The sequence below is a fragment of the Pseudomonas sp. Marseille-QA0332 genome, from assembly GCF_054950175.1.
The window spans coordinates 1815379-1835159 of the sequence record NZ_CM143106.1 but is presented as its reverse complement, the minus strand read 5'-3'; the positions used below and the strand labels follow the sequence as shown (position 1 = coordinate 1835159).

Sequence of the window (19781 nt, the reverse complement as noted above, 5' to 3'; positions counted from 1 at the left end):
TTCCAGAGAGCTTCGCAATGCCTATCCAAACCGCCTCAGACAAGCCTGACACCCAGGTCAGGATCGATCACGCTACCGACGAGTTCATCGGCGCGCACTTGCCCGAATGGTTGCGCCAGGCCGCGCCAGACCAGATCAACCGCGTCCGTGATTGCTTCGCCGCCCATCGGCAGGCACATGACCGGCTCGAGCAGGCCATGGCCGGGCTTGTACCGCTGGATCGGTTCGCCGAACAGGAGTTCGCCAAGGCCCTGGCCGACCTGCTGCCTGGCGACACTCGCGTAAATGAACTGGAATGGCTGGAAGTTCGTCGACGCTTCAACGTGTCCCCGGGAATCGGCCTGCCCACGGACGAGGTGAACCTGGTGCGTCAGCCCGGGCTGCTGCGCCTGATGCAGAACTTTCATGCAGGCGCGACCTACTATGAAGGCACCGGTCTGGTGCGCAAGGGTTCGGACGTCGTGTTCTCCGGCAATGTCGACCGTCTGGTCGAGCGCTGCCGAGAGCTCGATCTGGGGCAGCGTTACCAGGTCATGCTGGAACGGTTCTTCTCTGCCGGCAAGCAGGACCTGCTCGCCCAGGACAAGCGCGCTGGCCTGAGCCTTTGTGCCGAGCTGGCCACGCTAAAAGGCGAGCTTGATGTCGAGGCCAACCAGGCGATACAGGCCATTACCGATGTTTCACGAGCAACGCCAACGCAACCGCTGGTCGGCTATCCGGGGCTGTTCAAGATGCTTGGCAGCACCATTGCCGATGCACTGGTGATTCAGCTGCGCGACGGGCAGGGCCTGGATCGGGGCGTGGTGCTGTATCTGCCGAGCGATACCCACCAGGCGCTGCACCGGCATGCGAGCTGGAAGGCGATGAGCTTGGCCCTGGCCGAAAAGTTGAAGATCCATGAATACCGCGGGCGCTTCAGCCAGTTGGTCAGCCTCGAGGAGCGCGCCGGGTTTCTCGGCTTGCTGGGTGATCGGCTGCAGGATCCCGAGGTAGACCTGGAGCTCGATGGCGCCACGGTGCACGGTGACATCTTTGCGCTCATGGCTGCCCGACAGATACAAGGTGCCAAGCAGGATGCCGCCTTGCTGCTGGTCACTACTGCCAATGCCGACAAGGCGGCCGCACAGGCCAGGCTGGAGCGCTGGCAGTCGCTTGGCCTGGGGCTGGTCAATCTTGCCGGGCTGTTCGTTCCGGCAATTGGCGCGCTATTGCTGGGGCACCTGGCGGTCCAGGTACTTTCCGAGACCTGCCAGGGAGTCGCGCACTGGCACCGCGGGCACCAGCACGAAGCGTTGGAGCACCTGCTCGGGGTCGCCGAGACCCTGGCGGTGACAGCCGCCGTCGCAGGAGGCATCACCCTGGTTGCCCGGGGCTTCGCCCGAAGCGCGTTCGTCGATGCGCTGGAGCCGGTCGTGACGGAGGATGACCGGCGCCTGTTGTCGCATGCCGACCTGACGGCATTCAGGAGCGATCCTGCGCAAGCGACGCTGCAGCCCGACGGTCGCTTCAGTGACGGGCAGCGGCACTGGCTGCGCATCGACGGGCAGTTTTACCAGATCCACCAGCCCCGCTCCGATGAGCCCTGGCGCCTGAGGCATCCGCAGGGCAACGGTGCGCATGAGCCACTTGTCGAGTTCAATGGCGAGCGTTCCTGGCGCTTGCGCAGCCAGCGACCATTAGAGTGGGACGACAGCGCGCGCATGCTCGACACGCTATGGCCGCAGGATCCGCCTCTGGAGTCGGCCAGGGTCGAGCAGATCCTGCGCAGCGCGCGCATGGACCACTTCGAGCTACGGGGCTTGCTGGTCGAGCACCGGCCCGTGCCGTTCAACTTGAAGGCCACGCTGGAACACTTTGCCGCGGACGAGCGGATCGATCGGCTGTACCGTGACCTGGCTGCCGGGCTAGAAGTCGGCGACGAGGACGTGATCGGCTGGTGCCGGCAGCAACCAGAGCTGGCTGCTTTGCAGGGCGAGCCCTTACGAGTCGCTTTGCTCGACCAGATGTCCTGGGTACGCCCGCGCCTGTTCCAGTACCTGACGCGTTCGCAGCCAGGCGCCGACCCCTTGCTTGCGCTGGTCAGGCGGGACTTCCCGGGTCTGCCGGATGCATATGCCGAAACTGTACTGGAAAACGCCACCGCTGCCGAACGGCTGACCGCGCGCAACGAGGCCCGCTTGCCGTTGACCTGGTCCATAAGGGCCCGCTCGCTGTTGCAGCTGGCACGTTACAATCGGGCATTGGAAGGACTTTACCTGAGCAATGCCTACAGCGATGAGGCGGGCGAATTGGTGATTGCCTTGCTGCGTCGGTTGCCGCGCTGGCCCCGGCATATCAACCTGGAACTTCGCCAAGGTTCGGAAAGCGGCCGCCTGCTGACCATCCTCGATCCCCAGGGCGTCGAAGACGGCAGGACGGTAATGGTGTACAAGCCCGACGGTTTCCGTCTCTACGATCATCTCGGGCGAGAACTGGAGCAGGATGTCGAGGCGCCAGGGACGATTTTCCAGGCGCTCGTCGCCTTGCTCACGCCACAGGAGCAGGTAGCACTGGGTTGTGACATCAAAGAGCCGGCCGGTTCGTTGCGCCAACTGCTCATCGGTGTCCTCCCGGGCGAAGTCGACGATGTCCTGCGTCTTCTGGGCTGGCGGCTGGAGCAGCAGCGCTGGTTCAATCCGGGGCAACGCCTGCCCGATGGTCGCGTCGGTTACCCACTTAGCGGGCGTGGCAGTGGACGCCGGCTGGCCCGGCAGATATTGCGCGAGCGCGTGCGCCATCTCTATTGGGGGTTCAGCGACCAGCAGGTCAACGATTACCTGGAGATTCTACTTCGGGCGCCTGGCTCGGCTTTCGACATCCTGCTCGACCAGGAGCAGAATTACTTCCGCCTGGATCGAACCTTGACCCAATGGGTTCGTAGCGAGCGCCACCTGGCGCGACGATCCCTTCGCTATCGCGTCGCCACCGAGCTTCGTCGCTCCTGGCGCCTGCAAGGGCCTACGGTTTTCGCTGAAGATGGCCAGGTCGAAGGCATGCTTCTGGACCTGAGCGATTGTCCGGTCAATAACCTGCCGCTGCTGCCGCCGCACAGTGATTTCTCTCATGTCAGCCATCTGGTGCTCTCCGGCTCGAACCTGGAACAGGTGCCTGAGGCGTTTCTTCGCTGCTTCACCGGCCTGCGTGACTGGATCTGACGGGCAACCGTTTGCAGGACGTACCGTTCGGCCTGATCCATGTTCGAAACCTGCGAGTGCTGCGCCTGGCTGACAACCTCATCCGTGTTTCCAGGGATGGCGCGGACGTGCTGGCTGCCCTGCTTGAGATGCAGCATCTGGATCTGGGCTTCAACCCGCTGGTGACGTTGAGCCTACCGTTCACCGCCCGCACGCGGCTGCGCGTGGTGCTGCTCAACCAGTGCCTGTTGCGCGAGTGGCCGACGGGGCTGGAACCGTGTACCGAACTCGAGCGCGTGGACCTGCGTCACAACCAGATTTCCTCCGTGCCTGCGACGTTGTTCCAGATGCCCTGGGTCTATCGAGGCATCTTCACGCTCGATGGCAATCCCTTGTCCAGCCGGAGCATGCAGCGTCTGGCCGCGCCTGATCCCGAGGCCGAGCTGCCGGAGTGGAGCCAGGTCGCCGATGTGACCGCCACGCGAGCACTGTGGACCGACATACTGCCAGACGCGCAGCGGCTCCAACGGACAGCGCTGTGGGAACGCCTGAGCGCCTTGCCCAATAGCGAGGGCTTTTTCGCGCTGCTCGGTGAACTGGGCAATTCGGCGGACTATCAGCGTGCCCGCGAGACCTTGCAGGCCCAGGTGTGGCAAATGCTCGAAACGCTCGATGCCAATGCGCAGATCCGCGAGGATCTCTTCGAGCGGGCCAACGAGCCACGCACCTGTGCCGACTGTGTCGCCGACAGGTTCAGCCAGCTGCGCATCCAGGTCATGGTCTTCGAGGCGCAACGCGCGCAGGGCCCGCAACGCGAGCGCGAACTGCTGGCATTGGGACGGCGACTGTTCCGCCTCGATCGGCTTGAGCAGTTCGCGCGTGCCGATATCGCCGAGCGGGTCCGGGCCGGGCGTGGCGTCGACGAAATCGAGGTGAGCCTGGCCTATCGCATTCGTCTGACCCAGCAGCTGGAGCTGCCAGGACAGCCGGCCAACATGCTGTTCGAACAGATCGCCCAAGTCAGCGAAGCGCAGTTGCAAAATGCCCTGGCCACGGTCCGGGCTGCCGAGAACAGCCCAGAGCTGGCACGAAACCTGAGTCAGCGCGATTTCTGGAGGCGCTACGTCGAAGAGCGCTACACGGCGACTTTCAACGCAATCCGCGCGGAGTTCGCCGAGCGTGGCTCGCAGCTCGAAGAACTCGCCGATAGCTTGACCAGCGAGCAATACCAGGAACGTTGGCAACTGCTGGTACGCGAGCGCGACGTGACGCTCGATGCCTTGTTCCAGCAGATCACCGAGGAGGCATTGATGCGAGACGATCCGGCCTGAAGGCATGCAGGCAGGCCAAACCGGTCACGCGGATTGACGGATTTGGCCATTGTTTCCCGGCGAGGCTGGCGCGAACATCAGGCATCGTGTCAGCCGCCGGAGCCTGTTGCATGCACATCCAACACCGTCACTTCATCATAAGCGGCGCCGCTTCCGGGCTAGGGGCCGCCACCGCCCGAATGCTGGTGGATGCGGGCGCCAAGGTCATGCTGGTCGATCTGGATGCCGAAGCGGTGGCGCGCAAGGCCGGCGAGCTTGGCGAGCAGGCATGTTTCGCGGTCGCCGATATCTGTGACGAGCACGCCGCGTCGGCGGCCGTCGATGCGGCCATGACGGCGTTCGGCAGCCTTCAGGGCCTGGTCAACTGTGCCGGCATCGTCACCGCGCAGAAGATCCTCGGCAAGCAAGGGCCCCACCGGCTGGACAGCTTCAGCCGGGTCATCGGGGTGAACCTGATTGGCAGCTTCAACATGCTGCGCCTGGCCGCCCGAGCCATGGCCGAAGGGTCGCCGGGGCAGGACGCAGAGCGCGGCGTGATCATCAATACCGCCTCGATCGCCGCCTACGACGGCCAGGTCGGTCAGGCCGCCTATGCCGCGTCCAAGGGCGCCATCGCCAGTCTCACCCTGCCCGCCGCTCGGGAGCTGGCACGCCATGGCATACGAGTCATGACCATCGCGCCGGGGGTATTCGAGACGCCGATGATGGCCGGCATGGCGCAGGACGTGCGCGATTCCCTGGCCGCCGACGTACCTTTCCCCCCGCGCCTGGGCCGCCCGGATGAATATGCCGCGCTGGTTCGGCACATCATCGAGAACAGCATGCTCAACGGCGAAGTGATCCGTCTCGACGGCGCCTTGCGCATGACCGCCCGCTAACCGGAGGACGAATGTACATGAGCCAGAACAGCGATCCGATCGTCATCGTCAGCATGGCGCGCACGCCCATGGGTGGCCTTCAGGGCGATCTTGCAAGCCTGGCGGCACCCGAACTGGGCGCCGCTGCCATCCGGGCCGTGGTCGAGCGCGCGGGCCTGGATGCCAACCGCGTCGAGCAGGTACTGCTCGGTTGCGTGCTCCCGGCCGGACAGGGCCAGGCGCCGGCTCGACAGGCAGCGCTGGGAGCAGGGCTGGATGTGCATGTCAGCTGCACCACGCTGAACAAGATGTGCGGTTCGGGAATGCAGGCGGCGATGCTCGGCCATGACCTGCTGCTGGCCGGCAGCGCCGAGGTGGTGGTGGCCGGTGGCATGGAAAGCATGAGCAATGCCCCGTACCTGCTGGAGAAGGCGCGTGGCGGCTATCGCATGGGGCATGGGCGCCTCATCGACCACATGTTCCTCGACGGCCTCGAGGATGCCTACGACAAGGGCCGCTTGATGGGTACCTTCGCCGAGGACTGTGCCCAGGCCAACGGTATCGATCGCCAGCAGCAGGACGCATTCGCCATCGCGTCGCTGACCCGGGCCCAGGCCGCGATCGCCAAGGGCAGCTTCGCTACGGAAATCGTGCCGCTGGAGGTCAGCGACGGCAAGCACAAGCGGCTGGTGCGCGACGACGAGCAACCGCCCAAGGCTCGGCTGGACAAGATCGCGCACCTGCGCCCAGCCTTCCGCGAAGGGGGCACGGTGACAGCTGCCAATGCCAGCTCAATCTCCGACGGGGCCGCGGCACTGATGCTGATGCGCCGTTCGCATGCCGAGCACTTGGGCCTGCGTCCGCTGGCGATCATCCACGGTCACGCCAGCTTCGCCGACGCACCGGCGCTGTTTCCCACAGCCCCGGTCGGTGCCATCGGCAGGTTGCTCGAGCGTACCGGCTGGCAGCTCGACCAGGTGGACCTGTTCGAAATCAACGAAGCCTTCGCGGTGGTCGCCCTGGTCGCCATGAAACGCCTGGGCCTGCCGGCCGAGAAGGTCAATATCCACGGTGGCGCCTGCGCGCTGGGGCACCCGATCGGCGCCTCGGGCGCGCGGATCCTGGTGACCCTGCTGTCGGCCTTGCGCCAGAACAACCTGCGCCGTGGCGTGGCTGCCATCTGCATCGGGGGCGGCGAAGCCACGGCCATGGCAATCGAATGCCTTCATTGAGGGGATGCCCATGTTGCTGACCGAAGAACAACAACAGATCGTCGACGCCGTGCGGGCATTTGCCCAGGAACGTCTAAAGCCCTTCGCCGAAGGCTGGGATCGCGCGCATCGGTTTCCACGCGAAGCCATCGACGAGATGGCCGCGCTGGGCCTGTTCGGCATGCTGGTCCCGGAGCAGTGGGGCGGCAGCGACACCGGTTACGTGGCCTATGCCATGGCGGTGGAGGAAGTGGCGGCTGGCGACGGCGCCTGCTCGACCATCATGAGCGTCCACAACTCGGTCGGCTGCGTGCCGATCCTCAAGTATGGCTCGCAGGAACAGAAACAGGCGTTCCTGGTACCGCTGGCCAGCGGCGCGATGATCGGCGCCTTCGCCTTGACCGAGCCGCATGCCGGCTCCGATGCCAGCAGCCTGAAGACCCGGGCGCGGCGTGAAGGCGATCATTATGTGCTCGAGGGCAGCAAGCAGTTCATCACCTCGGGACAGAACGCCGGGGTGGTGATCGTGTTCGCGGTGACCGATGCAAGCGCCGGCAAGCGCGGCATCTCCGCTTTCATCGTGCCCACCGACACGCCGGGTTATCAGGTGGCCCGGGTGGAAGAAAAACTGGGACAGCATGCCTCGGACACCTGCCACTTGATCTTCGATGGCGTGCGTGTGCCGCTGGCCAATCGCCTGGGCGAGGAGGGCGAGGGCTATCGGATCGCCTTGGCCAACCTGGAGGGCGGGCGTATCGGCATCGCGGCGCAAGCCGTCGGCATGGCGCGCGCCGCCTTCGAGGCGGCACGCGACTATGCGCGCGATCGACAGAGCTTCGGCAAGCCGCTGCTGGAACACCAGGCAGTCGCCTTCCGTCTGGCCGACATGGCGACCCGCATCGCCGTCGCCCGGCAGATGGTGCTGCATGCCGCAGCCTTGCGCGATGCCGGGCGCCCGGCCCTGGTCGAGGCCTCGATGGCCAAGCTGTTCGCTTCGGAAATGGCCGAGAAAGTGTGCTCCGATGCCTTGCAGACGCTTGGCGGCTATGGCTATCTCGAGGATTTCCCGCTGGCGCGGATCTATCGGGACGTGCGGGTCTGCCAGATCTACGAAGGCACCAGCGATATCCAGCGCATGGTCATTGCGCGCAATCTGTGAAGGAGCAATCTGCATGGCTTTCGAAACCATCCTCTTGGACATCCATGACAAGGTCGGTCTCATCACCCTCAACCGGCCGGCGGCGCTTAATGCCTTGAACGCCCAAGTCGTGGCCGAGCTCAACCAGGCGCTCGACCAGCTCGAGCGCGATCCGCAGATCGGCTGCGTGGTGCTCACCGGTTCGCCGAAGGCGTTCGCCGCAGGCGCCGATATCAAGGAAATGGCCGAGCTGGAGTATCCGCAGATCTACCTCGACGATCTGTTCAGCGATGCTGACCGGGTGGCCGGCCGGCGCAAGCCGATCATCGCTGCGGTTGCCGGTTTTGCCTTGGGCGGTGGCTGCGAACTGGCGATGATGTGCGATTTCATTCTGGCTGCCGACAATGCCAGGTTCGGCCAGCCGGAGATCAACCTCGGGGTACTGCCGGGAATGGGCGGTACCCAGCGCCTGACCCGCGCGGTAGGCAAGGCCAAGGCCATGGAACTGTGCCTCACCGGGCGGCTCATGGATGCCGAAGAAGCCGAGCGGGCTGGCTTGGTGGCGCGCGTGATACCGCAGGCCCAACTGCTCGAGCAGGCGCTCGAAACAGCCAAGGTGATCGCCGGCAAGTCGCTGCCGGTGAGCATGATGATCAAGGAAAGCGTCAACCGTGCCTTCGAGGTTTCCCTCAGCGAAGGGGTGCGCTTCGAGCGGCGGGTATTCCATGCAGCGTTCGCCACCGAAGACCAGAAGGAAGGCATGGCCGCCTTCGTGGCCAAGCGCGAAGCCCGCTTTGGCAACCGTTGAACTCCGTCCCGTCGACCCTTGCGCCGCGCCTTGACGCGGCGCAAGGGCATGCCAGGGAACCGGTACTCAAGTAGCAGTGAAGTGGCGATCGACAAGGTGTAACAATGGGTACGCCGCGATCCTGCGGTCTACAGGAGCAAGCGCCATGTGGAAGAAACCCGCGTTCACTGACCTGCGTATCGGTTTCGAAGTCACCTTGTACTTCGCCAACCGCTGAATGCGCCAACGTCGGCCTTTCACGCGGTCGACGTTGTCCTCCTTGCCATCGTCGCATTGCAAAGCCTTCAGGATGATTTAGGCTGGACTCACTACAAGAACAACAGTGTTGCACGAGTCCGCCATGAGCCAATTGCGCAAGTTCGTCTCGCCTGAAATCATCTTCGGTGCCGGTTGCCGGCACCACGTCGCCAACTATGCCCGTACCTTCGGTGCCCGCAAGGTGCTGCTGGTCAGCGACCCTGGTGTCGTGGCCGCCGGCTGGGTCGGCGACATCGAGTCCAGCCTGCAGGCGCAGGGTATCGACTACTGCCTGCATACCGCAGTATCACCGAATCCGCGTGTCGAGGAGGTCATGGTCGGTGCCGAGCGCTATCGCAGCGAGCAATGCGATGTGATAGTCGCGGTGGGGGGCGGCAGCCCGATGGACTGCGCCAAGGGTATCGGCATAGTCGCCGCCCATGGCCGGCACATTCTGGAATTCGAAGGCGTCGATACTATCCGGGTGCCCAGCCCGCCATTGATCCTCATTCCGACCACGGCCGGCACCTCGGCGGACGTCTCGCAGTTCGTCATTCTGTCCAACCAGCGCGAGCGCATGAAATTCTCCATCGTCAGCAAGGCTGTCGTGCCTGACGTGTCGCTGATCGACCCGGAAACCACGCTAAGCATGGACCCGTTCCTTTCAGCCTGTACCGGCATCGATGCGCTGGTGCATGCGATCGAGGCGTTTGTCTCTACCGGTCACGGCCCACTGACCGATCCGCACGCCCTGGAAGCCATGCGCCTGATCAATGGTCATCTGGTGGAAATGATCGCCAACCCGCAGGATATCGCCGTACGTGAAAAGATCATGCTTGGCAGCATGCAGGCGGGGCTGGCGTTTTCCAATGCGATACTCGGGGCGGTACACGCCATGTCGCACAGCTTGGGCGGGTTCCTCGATCTTCCGCACGGCCTGTGCAACGCGGTACTGATAGAGCATGTGGTCGCCTTCAACTACAGTGCCGCGCCCGAGCGCTTCAAAGTCATCGCCCAGACTCTGGGCATCGACTGTCGCGGTCTGGGTCATGAGCAGGTTCGCCGGCGCCTGGTCGAGCATCTGATTGCCCTCAAGCATGCCGTGGGCTTCCGCGAGACCTTGGCCCTGCACGGTATCGGCAGCAGCGACATCCCGTTCCTCTCGCGACATGCCATGAACGATCCTTGCATCCTCACCAATCCGCGCAACTCCTGCCAGCGAGATGTCGAGGTGGTCTATGGCGAGGCTCTCTGAGTCTGGAGCCGATGCGCTGGCCGGTCTGCTCGGGCTGTCCAACCACACGGTGCGCAAGAGCCACTATCCTGAACTGGCTGCCCGCCTGGAAGAACTCGAGGCCGAACGCAACCGATACAAGTGGTTGTTCGAACATGCCGTGCATGGCATCTTCCAGGCCAGCCTGGAAAACGGCATGCGCGCGGCCAACCCGGCCCTGGCGCGCATGCTGGGGCATGCCGATCCGCAAGCGGTGATGTTCTCCACGCAGAGGCTGGCCAGTGAACTGTTCGAAGGTGGCGCCGAGGAGTTGTCGGCGATCGTCGAAGTGTTGCAGCGCAAGCATGCCTTGCTCGGCTACGAGACGCGACTGCGCAGACGTGACGGCAGCAGCATCGATGTGCTGATGAACCTGCTGCTGCGCCCGGACGAGGACGGGGTGGTCGAGGGTTTCGTGGCGGACATCACCGAGCGCAAGCAGACCCAGGCGCGTTTGCAGCAGCTCAATGACGAGCTGGAGCGTAGGGTTGCCGAGCGCACCAACGAGCTCATCGAGGCGCGCGACGCCGCCGAATCCGCCAATCGCAGCAAGGACAAGTACCTGGCAGCGGCGAGTCATGACCTTCTGCAGCCACTCAACGCAGCGCGCCTGCTGATCTCGACCCTGCGCGAACGAATGCTGGGCGAGGCCGAGCAATTGCTGGTCGAGCGTGCCCACAAGGCGCTGGAGGGCGCCGAGGACCTGCTCACCGACCTGCTCGACATTTCTCGCCTGGACCAAGCCAGTATCAGGCCGGATCTCGATGCCTATCGTCTGGATGACATCTTGCGTCCGCTCGAGTCCGAGTTCCAGCCAGTGGCCGAAGAGGCCGGGCTCGGCCTGCGCGTACGCGGCGGCCAGCGAGTGGTGCGCACCGACCTGCGACTGCTCACGCGCATCCTGCGCAATTTCCTCAGCAATGCCTGTCGCTACACCGAGCGCGGTAGCGTGCTGCTGGGTTGGCGACAGCGTGGCGAGCAACTGCGTATCGAAGTGTGGGACAGTGGGCGCGGTATCGCTGCCGATCGCCTGGAGTCGATATTCCTGGAATTCAACCAGCTGGATGTCGGCAGGGCCGCCGATCGCAAGGGGGTCGGCCTCGGTCTGGCGATAGTCGAGCGCATCGCGCGCATTCTGCAGTGCCAGGTGCGAGTGCGCTCCTGGCCGGGCCGCGGCTCGGTGTTCAGCATCGATGTGCCGCTTTGCCCAGAACTGCCGGTGGCTGCCAGTCCAGTGCCGCAGGTCAGCATCGGCGATCCGCTGCCAGGCCGGCGTCTGCTGGTGCTGGATAACGAGCTGAGCATCCGTCAGAGCATGGCAGCGCTCTTGGCACAATGGGGATGCGAAGTGCTCACGGCCTCGGACTTCGCCGAGTCGCTACACGTGCTCGCGGGCCATGCGCCGGAGCTGGTGCTGGCAGATTTCCATCTGGATCATGGCACGACTGGATGCGACGTGTTACGTGACCTGCGCGCCCATTTCGCCTGCGCCATTCCTGCCGTGATGATCACGGCCGACCGCAGCGAGCAAGGGCGGCGGGCCATGCAGCGCTTGAAGACACCTCTGCTCAACAAACCAGTCAAGCCTGGCAAGCTGCGCGCGGTCTTGAGCCAGCTGCTGGGCTGACAGGCCGGGAATGATCCGGCATAGTAGGAAGCGACCGTATGAGAAATGCAGATCCCGCCGCCCGATCGGGGTGGTCGATGCAATCCGGCTGTTTCAGCCGAACCACCGTCATTTCTGTTGCCCAGCACGACGCGGCATCTTAGACTGCCGCCCCCTGTAAAGAGTACCGAGCGGTGCTCGACGAATTCTGCTGGCGGGGCAAGGCCCCCGGCGGCATCCGAAATGCCTAAATGCACGTATTTTCATAGAGAAATCGATGACCAAGGAACAGTTGCTGGCCATGCCGGCCGATGACTACATGAACGCAGAGCAGCTCGCGTTCTTCACCGAGTTGCTGCAGTCGATGAAAGTCGAAACCCAGGAGCGCATCGAGCAGAGTCGCAGCACCATCGAGAGCCTGGACACGCCCTCGGATCCGGCGGATGTGGCTTCGGTCGAAGAGGAGCGCCATTGGCTGGTCAATGCCATCGAGCGCGATCAGCGGCTGTTGCCCCAGCTGGAGATGGCGCTTGGGCGCATCGCCGACGAAAGCTTTGGCTGGTGCGATGACAGCGGCGAGCCGATTGGACTGCAACGCCTGTTGATCAGCCCGATCACCAAGTACTGCATCGAGGCTCAAGAGCGTCACGAGCAACTCGATCGCCATCAGCGGCAAATCTGATGGACAGGCACAAGCCCCGCGGAGCGATCCGCGGGGCTTGTGCCTTATCGAGACCCGGCATCCCGGGGATCGGATTCTAGGGCAGACGCCGGCCCGTATCCCTCGGTGAGCGCGTCTTATCGCTCGACGGCTTTCACTGTTTTCGTGCATATTCCACTCGCTGTGGCACGGGCACGGATATGGTGGTTTCGTTTCAGGTCGAGGCCGGTCCGTTTCGCCGCACCGGCCCAAGCATTTTTATGTTGAAACTGGCGACTTCCCTCGAAGAAGTCTGTCAAACGCCTGGCTGGCGTTCGGGCCTACAAGCATGAGCAACGTTTCATGCGCATGTCATTGCCCTGCTGCACAGACGTCTTGTATATCAGCTCATTAGTCTTCGACATGAAGTACCGTTGCCTTCGTACGACCGGCGGCCGGCGTGGTAGCGGGATGTAATCGATTTGAGGAATTGTTCATTGGCAGTCAGTACTCTGGATACCCACGCATTGTTCGCCCTGGGTGACTTGCGGGCCAAGTTGGTCAAGCAGTTTCAAGGGCGGTATGTCTATGTCACCGAGCAGAGCCCTGATGGGCTGTACATGGCGGAGATCGACACCGAAAGCGCGCTGGTCGTTGACGACAAGCAACGGCTCGAGCTGAAGGTCGGTGACCATTTCCGTGCGGCAGTGTTGCCCAGCCGTGAAGGTGGCAAGCTCGAAATCCGTTTTCGTGACATCAAGTTCAGTATTTATGGTCTGGGTGACTACGCCTTCGTTTCCGTGCCCGAGGGAGACGGTATAGTGTTCCGCGAAGGCAATGCCGCGATGCTGGTCTTCGCTGCCCACGAGCAGTTGCGCGAAGGGCTGGGCAAGACGCTCAAGGCGGTGACCGGCAAGGTGGCCAAATGGCGCAAGGGCGAACTGACCACCTTCAAGGCCAGCGAGTGAGGGTGCGCCCTGCGTCGACGGGAAGAACCCATGACCGGGCCAGGTTCCATGCCGCGCACCTGGCCCGGGCCACCGACTTGGCCAAGAAGCTTCTGGCCGAACGCGAGGTCATGCAGGGCGCCTGGCTCGGTTGGGTAGCCGGGCAGCTCTACTGTCTGGAGCGGGCCGAGTATGCCGCCATGGTCAGACGCGAGTTGCAGCGCCTGGCCCTGACATGAGCCTGCGGTGGCGGGGCTTCAATTGCCGCTGTCATTCCCGTCGCTGACTTCCTCTGGGACGTCCTCGCCTGCGGCGCGCTTGCGGAACAGGGCTGCCCGAGCCAGCAGCAAGGTCGTGACCGGCACCGTCATCGAGAGCAGGACGGGTATCAGCCAGGCGTGCAGCACAGGCCCATGCTTGAGTCCGGAAAAGTAGAAGATCGATGCCAGCGCTATGCACCAGGCACCAATGGTCGAGGCCAGTGCGGGCGGATGCATGCGCTGGAAATAATCCTTCAGCCGAACGAGCCCCAGCGCCCCGATGAAGGCGAACACGCTGCCCACGAGCAGGAGCATGGCCGCCACCAGCTCCAGCCAGAATGGCAGGATGACCGTTTCGTTCATTCGATCACCTCACCGCGCAGGAGGAACTTGGCCAGCGCGAAGGAGCCGACGAATCCGAACAGGGCGATCAGCAAGGCGCCCTCGAAGTAGGTGTCGCTGGCATAGCGGATGCCCAGGACCAGCATCATCAGCATGGCCAGGATGTACAGGTAGTCCAGGGCCAGTACCCGGTCCTGTGCGGAGGGGCCGCGAAACAGCCTGACCAGCGCCAGGGCCATGGCGATGGCCAGGATGAACAGGCTGGCGAGGACGGCGTTGACTAACAGGCCGGTCATTCGAATATCTCCATGAGCGGGCGTTCGTAGGTACGCTTGAAGTGATCGATGAAAGCCTCTTCGTCGGTCAGGTCGAAAATGTGCAACAGCAGCACGCTGCGGTCCAGGGCCAGTTCCGACCAGACGGTGCCAGGTACCACGGTGGTGATCATCGAGAGCGCCGCAAGCCCATGCGCATCGCGTAGACACAAGGGGATGTGCACGAACGCCGAGCGCGGTGGCCGTCGTCGCGCCCGCAACACGCCTCGGGCGACCTGCAGGTTGGACATCACCACGTCGATGCCGACCCGGCCGAGCAGTCGCAGAATCACCAGCGGGCGCTTCACCTTGGCTTGTTGCGGTCGCAGCGGGGCCAGCAGCAGCGGGCCCAGCACCGCCAGGGCCGAGCCAAGCAGGATCTGTCCCGGGCTGAGCGAAAGGTTGAGCAGCAGCCATACGCCGAGCAGGGCGATCGAGAGCAATGGGGCAGGGAAGAGGCGCTTCATGGCTGTACCTGCACATCGAACGAGGTAGGACCGGGCACGGGGCGCGTCGACATGACGGCCCTCACATAGTTTTCCGGTGCCTGCAGTTCGGCCGCGGTGTCCTGCGTATAGCGCAACAGCGGCTCGGCCTTGACACTGACGAGCACGCTCAGGCCAAGCAGGACCACGATTGGTAGGCACTCATAGCGACGCAGTGCAGGGGACGGGGTCTCCTCGGGTTTCCAGAACCGCTGGATGCCCACTCGACCAAAGGCGATCAGCGAGGCCATGCCGGACAGCACCAGCAGGATCACCAGGCCCCAGCCAGGCGCGGCGAGTGGCTGCTGCGAGCCGGCGCCCAGTCCTGAAGGATTGAACAATGCGCTGATCAGGCCAAGCTTGCCGAGAAAGCCTGAAAGCGGCGGCATGCCGATGATCAGCAGGGCGCACGCGATGAAGCTCAAGCCCAGGAAGGCCATGGTCCAGGGGATGATCTGGCCAATCACGGCCTTCTGTTCGTCGTCGAGATTGATTCCCTTGGGGGGATGCAGCGATTCGAGTGGCGGCGGGATCGCCTCTTCCTCTTCCTCTTCGTCGAGCGGCAACTCGTTGGCCGAGCGCGAGCGCTCGATCAGTTCTGCCAGCAGGAAGAGCGCGCAGCAGGCGAGCGTCGAGCTGACCAAGTAGAACAGGGCACTTCCGGTCAATACCGCTTGACCGAACCCGATCGAGGCCAGGATGGTCCCGGCCGTCACCAGGATGCTCAACGCGGCCATGCGCTCCAGGCGCTGGGCGGCCAGGATCGACACGGCCGCCACGGCGAGCGTGGCCAGTCCGCCATAGACCAGCCAATGGCCGCCAAACAAGGCCGAGGCGCCAGCTTGGCCAGAGAACAGCAATGTCCAGAGTCGCAGGATGGCGTACAGGCCGACCTTGGTCATGATGGCGAACAGCGCCGCCACGGGGGCGCTGGCCGAGGCATAGGCAGGCACGAGCCAGAAATTCAGCGGCCAGATGCCGGCCTTCACCAGGAACGCGGTGGCCAGGATTGCCGCACCTGCGTGCAGCAGGCCACGGTCCGCTTCGGGAACCAGGGGGATCTTCAGCGACAGGTCGGCCATGTTCAGGGTTCCGGTGACGCCGTAGAGCATCGCCGCGCCCACCAGAAACAGCGAAGAAGCGAACAGGTTGATCGCGATGTAGTGCAGCCCCGCCTTTACCCGGGCGCGACCCGAGCCATGCAGCAGCAGGCCGTAGGAGGCTGCCAGAAGCACTTCGAAGAACACGAACAGGTTGAACAGGTCCGCGGTCAGGAAGGCGCCGTACAAGCCCATCAGCTGAATTTGGAACAAGGCGTGAAAACTGGCCCCGGCGGCATCCCAGCGGGCCCGTGCGAAGACCAGGGCGCAGGCACCCATCACGCTGGTCAGTGTCAGCATCATGGCACTGAGATGGTCTACCACCAGCACGATGCCGAACGGCGCGGGCCAGTTGCCGGGCAAGTAGACGCCGATCGACTCGGCCTGGCCGTGGCTGCGTACCCAGAACAACAGGGTCATGGCCACTGCCAGCCCGAGCAAGGTCGACAGCAGGTTGATCCTTGCCTTGAGCGGTCGACGCTTCTCGCCAAGCAGCAGCAACAGCGCCGCCGTCAGCAGGGGCAGCAGGATGGGTACGATGATCAACTGGTTCACCAGGCTCACTCTTCACGCTCCCGGCCGTCGACGTGGTCAGTGCCGGTCAGGCCCCGGGAAGCGAGCAGGACCACCAGGAACAGCGCCGTCATGGCGAAGCTGATGACGATGGCCGTCAGTACCAGCGCCTGTGGCAGCGGATCGGTGTAGTGCAGCAAGTCCTGGGGAACGCCCTCCTTGATGATCGGCTCCTTGCCAATGAACAGGCTGCCCATGCTGAAGATGAACAAGTTCACCCCGTAGGTGAGCAGACACAAGCCCATGATGACCTGATAGGTCCGGGGGCGCAGGACGAGCCAGACGCCTGAGGCGGCCAGCACTCCGATGGCGACTGCGATCACTTCTTCCATCAGCTCGCTCCTGCTTGACTGGTTCTGGAGGGATTGCCGGGACGGTAGGCGCGCACCGACTGGTGCGCAAGCGCGGTCAGGATGAGTAGGGTCGAGCCGACCACCACCGTATACACGCCGACATCGAACAACAGCGCGCTGGCTACGTGCAGGTCGCCAAGCACAGGCAGTTGCAGGTGCGCGGTATGAGTGGTCAGGAAGGGATAGCCCAGGCACATCGCGCCGATTCCGGTGAGCACCGCGCAGAGCAGCCCGGTCCCCATCCAGCGTAGCGGGCGCAGGCTCATCTGCGCCTCGACCCATTGGGTGCCGGCGACCATGTACTGCAGGATGAAGGCCACCGACATCACCAGGCCGGCGACGAAGCCGCCGCCCGGCTGGTTGTGCCCGCGCATGAACAGGTACATCGACACCAGCAGGGCAATGGGCAGCAACAGGCGTACCAATGCCGCCGGTACCATCATGAAGCCCAACGCCGTATCGGTCGCATGGCGCGGGTTGATCAGGTCGGTGACCACGTCCGGTGCCAGGCGTCGCTGCTGCGCTGGCAACTGCATGCTTTCCTTCGGCGGACGGAAGCGACGCAGCAGCGCGAACACGGTCAGGGCTACAGCCACCAGCACGGTAATCTCGCCAAGGGTATCGAAACCGCGGAAATCCACCAGCATCACGTTGACCACGTTGGTACCGCCGCCTTGCGGCAAGGCACGGCTGAGGTAGAACGAGGAGATGTCGTTTGGCGTGGGACGAGTCAGCATGGCATATGACATCAAGGCCATGCCGCCGCCTACCAGGATCGCCAGCAGCAAGTCGCGCAGGCGTCGCAGCCTGGCTCGGTCGAGCGCGCGGGGCGGCGACGGAGCGACAGCTTCCAGGCGTCGCGGCAGCCAGCGCAGGCCAAGCAGGATCAGCACCGTGGTCACCACTTCGACGACCAGCTGGGTCAGGGCCAGATCCGGTGCCGAGAACCAGACGAAGGTGATGCAGGTCATCAGGCCGCAGACACTGACCATGATCAACGCGGCCAGTCGGTGGTACTTGGCCTGCCAGGCTGCGCCGATCGCACAGGCAATGGCTATCAGCCAGAGGGTGACGAAGACTGCCGAGCCTGGGATCTTCGGTCGATCCCCCCAGCTCAGGCCGCCTTGCAGCAGGGGCAGCAAGCCGGCCAGGAACGCGACCAGCACCAGCATGAACAACTGCATCTGCAGGCGACGCGTGCTCAAGCGGCTCTCGAAATGCCTGGCCAGCAGCATCAGGTGCACCTGGCCGCGTTCGAACAACCGCTTGCCGTTGAAGCGCTCGATCAGTGGCGGATAGGTGAAGCGACCACGGCGCATCTGCTTGCGCAACACCAGGTAAAGCACCAGTCCGCCGCTCATGGCGATCAGGCTCATGACCATTGGTGCGTTCCAGCCGTGCCAGATGGCCAGGCTGTATTCCGGCAGGGTGCCGCCCACCACCGGCAGCGCTGCTGCGGCCAGCAGTGCGCCTACCGACTGCGCGGGAAAGATGCCGACTACCAGGCAGGTCAGCACCAGCAGCTCGACGGGGGCACGCATCCAGCGCGGTGGCTCATGGGGCTGGTGCGGCAAGTCCTGGGGGGGTGGCCCGAAGAACACGTCCACCGTGAAGCGCAGCGCATAGGCCACGCTGAACAGACCGGCGAGCGTGGCGATCACGGGCAACATGATTTCGATCCAGGCGCTGGCGCTGATGAATACGGTCTCGGCAAAGAACATCTCCTTGGACAGGAAGCCGTTCATCAGCGGGACCCCAGCCATCGAGGCGCTGGCGACCATGGCCAGCGTCGCCGTGAACGGCAGCAGGCGGAACAGGCCGCTGAGGCGGCGGATGTCACGCGTGCCGCTTTCATGGTCGATGATGCCTGCCGCCATGAACAGCGAGGCCTTGAAGGTGGCATGGTTGAGGATGTGGAAGACCGCGGCGACGGCGGCCAGCGGGCTGTTCAAGCCCAACAGCAGCGTGATCAGCCCCAGGTGACTGATGGTGGAGTAGGCCAGCAGCCCCTTCAGGTCGTTCTGGAACATCGCCGCGAAGGCGCCTAGCAACAGGGTGCATGCGCCCGCGCCACCGACGATCCAGAACCATTCTTCGGTACCCGAGAGCGCTGGCCACAAGCGCGCCATCAGGAACACGCCGGCCTTGACCATGGTCGCCGAATGCAGGTAGGCCGAAACGGGCGTCGGCGCGGCCATGGCATGGGGTAGCCAGAACTGGAAGGGAAACTGTGCGCTCTTGGTCAGCGCGCCAAGCAGTATCAACGGCAGCAGGACGGGATAGAGCGCATGGTCGCGGATCCGTTCGCCAGCGACCAGTACCTTGTCCAGGTCGTAGCTGCCGACCACGTGCCCCAGCAGCAGGACCCCCACGAGCAGGCACAGGCCGCCGGCTCCGGTCACCATCAAGGCCATGTAGGCGCCCCTGCGGGCATCGCTACGGTGATGCCAGTAGCCGATCAGCAGGAACGAGAACAGGCTGGTCAGCTCCCAGAAGAACACCATTTGCACCAGGTTCCCGGAAACCACCACGCCGAGCATCGCGCCCATGAAGGCCAGGAAGAAGGCGAAGAAGCGCGGCACCGGGTCCTGCGGCGACATGTAGTAGCGGGCATAGAGCGAGACCAGCGCACCGATGCCCAGTACCAGCAGGGAGAACAGCCAGGCGAACCCGTCCATGCGCAGCACCAGGTTCAAACCCAGGCTGGGCAACCAGAGGATCTCCTCGCGAATCACCCCGCCGTGCACGACCTGAGGATAGAGAAGCGCGACATGCACCGTCGCGGCCAAGGCCACGAGCCCGGCCAGCAGGGATTCGGTATTGCGCGCGTTGTGCGGCAGGACAGCCGCCAGGCAACTGCCCACGAAGGGCAGAAGCAATAGCACTATCAATGACATAGCGTTCTATCTGCTGGAGTTTGCCAAAGATCATACGTGTGGCGCGGATGATCACCAACACGCAAGCTGTCCCGGAGCCATGCAAACAGGTACTGAATACCTGATTTTTTATAACATTTGATTTCAAGCGAAGGGTGATCCGTTGGACTTCACGGATCGGGGCCGCCTGGTGCATGGTTCGGCATCGACTATGACTGCTGACCTGGCCAAGCCTGGTAAGGTTCACTTCATCGCCG

General features: G+C 63.9%; 18 protein-coding genes. 12 read left to right on the top strand and 6 right to left on the bottom strand.

All coding sequences use genetic code 11. The features are described from left to right. The first annotated feature begins 17 nt into the window (after positions 1 to 17). The 12 genes from ACY8GK_RS08565 (at position 18) to ACY8GK_RS08510 (ending at position 13460) form a co-directional block, all read left to right on the top strand. A complete protein-coding gene (locus ACY8GK_RS08565) occupies positions 18 to 3194 on the top strand; it encodes a dermonecrotic toxin domain-containing protein (RefSeq protein ID WP_462402825.1) in 3177 nt (1058 codons plus the stop codon). Between the two features lie 11 nt (positions 3195 to 3205). Continuing rightward, on the top strand, positions 3206 to 4504 hold the full coding sequence (locus tag ACY8GK_RS08560; protein WP_462402824.1) for an NEL-type E3 ubiquitin ligase domain-containing protein: 1299 nt from the start codon (positions 3206 to 3208) through the stop codon (positions 4502 to 4504). A gap of 110 nt (positions 4505 to 4614) precedes the next feature. Continuing rightward, on the top strand, positions 4615 to 5382 hold the full coding sequence (locus ACY8GK_RS08555; protein WP_196180018.1) for an SDR family NAD(P)-dependent oxidoreductase: 768 nt from the start codon (positions 4615 to 4617) through the stop codon (positions 5380 to 5382). Positions 5383 to 5399: 17 nt separating this feature from the next. After that, positions 5400 to 6593, top strand: coding sequence for an acetyl-CoA C-acyltransferase (locus tag ACY8GK_RS08550; RefSeq protein ID WP_196180016.1), 1194 nt, complete (start codon positions 5400 to 5402; stop codon positions 6591 to 6593). A 10-nt stretch (positions 6594 to 6603) separates the two neighbouring features. After that, entirely contained in the window at positions 6604 to 7731 is a 1128-nt protein-coding gene (locus ACY8GK_RS08545) for an acyl-CoA dehydrogenase (protein WP_196180015.1), read from the top strand. A 13-nt stretch (positions 7732 to 7744) separates the two neighbouring features. Then, positions 7745 to 8518, top strand: coding sequence for an enoyl-CoA hydratase (locus tag ACY8GK_RS08540; RefSeq protein WP_196180014.1), 774 nt, complete (start codon positions 7745 to 7747; stop codon positions 8516 to 8518). A 145-nt stretch (positions 8519 to 8663) separates the two neighbouring features. Continuing rightward, positions 8664 to 8735 carry a pyrroloquinoline quinone precursor peptide PqqA gene (gene pqqA, locus ACY8GK_RS08535; protein WP_196180194.1) on the top strand — a complete coding sequence of 24 codons (72 nt, stop codon included), beginning with the start codon at positions 8664 to 8666 and terminating at the stop codon, positions 8733 to 8735. A 123-nt stretch (positions 8736 to 8858) separates the two neighbouring features. Then, positions 8859 to 10010, top strand: coding sequence for an alcohol dehydrogenase-like regulatory protein ErcA (gene ercA, locus ACY8GK_RS08530; RefSeq protein WP_230376092.1), 1152 nt, complete (start codon positions 8859 to 8861; stop codon positions 10008 to 10010). Beyond that, positions 9994 to 11655 carry a hybrid sensor histidine kinase/response regulator gene (locus ACY8GK_RS08525; protein WP_462402823.1) on the top strand — a complete coding sequence of 554 codons (1662 nt, stop codon included), beginning with the start codon at positions 9994 to 9996 and terminating at the stop codon, positions 11653 to 11655. The genes ercA and ACY8GK_RS08525 overlap by 17 nt, the downstream gene beginning before the upstream one ends. A 256-nt stretch (positions 11656 to 11911) precedes the next feature. After that, positions 11912 to 12316, top strand: coding sequence for a TraR/DksA C4-type zinc finger protein (locus tag ACY8GK_RS08520; protein ID WP_196180011.1), 405 nt, complete (start codon positions 11912 to 11914; stop codon positions 12314 to 12316). Between the two features lie 455 nt (positions 12317 to 12771). Beyond that, the gene (locus ACY8GK_RS08515; protein WP_196180010.1) at positions 12772 to 13242 is read left to right on the top strand and encodes a hypothetical protein; all 471 of its coding nucleotides are present in this window, start codon (positions 12772 to 12774) and stop codon (positions 13240 to 13242) included. A 2-nt stretch (positions 13243 to 13244) separates the two neighbouring features. Beyond that, entirely contained in the window at positions 13245 to 13460 is a 216-nt protein-coding gene (locus ACY8GK_RS08510; RefSeq protein WP_196180009.1) for a hypothetical protein, read from the top strand. Between the two features lie 18 nt (positions 13461 to 13478). On the opposite strand, the gene ACY8GK_RS08505 is transcribed toward ACY8GK_RS08510, so the two are convergent. From ACY8GK_RS08505 to ACY8GK_RS08480, 6 genes are read right to left on the bottom strand one after another with little or no spacing between them, the layout of a single operon-like run. Beyond that, positions 13479 to 13844 (bottom strand): Na+/H+ antiporter subunit G, encoded by a 366-nt coding sequence (locus tag ACY8GK_RS08505; RefSeq protein WP_196180008.1) that lies wholly within the window; start codon positions 13842 to 13844, stop codon positions 13479 to 13481. After that, entirely contained in the window at positions 13841 to 14119 is a 279-nt protein-coding gene (locus ACY8GK_RS08500) for a K+/H+ antiporter subunit F (RefSeq protein ID WP_196180007.1), read from the bottom strand. Before ACY8GK_RS08500 ends, ACY8GK_RS08505 begins: the two co-directional genes overlap by 4 nt. Next, positions 14116 to 14604, bottom strand: a complete 489-nt coding sequence (locus ACY8GK_RS08495; RefSeq protein WP_196180004.1) for a Na+/H+ antiporter subunit E — start codon at positions 14602 to 14604, stop codon at positions 14116 to 14118. Before ACY8GK_RS08495 ends, ACY8GK_RS08500 begins: the two co-directional genes overlap by 4 nt. Beyond that, positions 14601 to 16286, bottom strand: coding sequence for a monovalent cation/H+ antiporter subunit D (locus ACY8GK_RS08490; RefSeq protein ID WP_462402822.1), 1686 nt, complete (start codon positions 16284 to 16286; stop codon positions 14601 to 14603). Before ACY8GK_RS08490 ends, ACY8GK_RS08495 begins: the two co-directional genes overlap by 4 nt. Continuing rightward, positions 16283 to 16627 (bottom strand): Na+/H+ antiporter subunit C, encoded by a 345-nt coding sequence (locus tag ACY8GK_RS08485; RefSeq protein WP_196180000.1) that lies wholly within the window; start codon positions 16625 to 16627, stop codon positions 16283 to 16285. The genes ACY8GK_RS08490 and ACY8GK_RS08485 overlap by 4 nt, the downstream gene beginning before the upstream one ends. Beyond that, a complete protein-coding gene (locus tag ACY8GK_RS08480; protein ID WP_196179998.1) occupies positions 16627 to 19545 on the bottom strand; it encodes a monovalent cation/H+ antiporter subunit A in 2919 nt (972 codons plus the stop codon). The genes ACY8GK_RS08485 and ACY8GK_RS08480 overlap by 1 nt, the downstream gene beginning before the upstream one ends. Between the last annotated feature and the right edge of the window lie 236 nt (positions 19546 to 19781).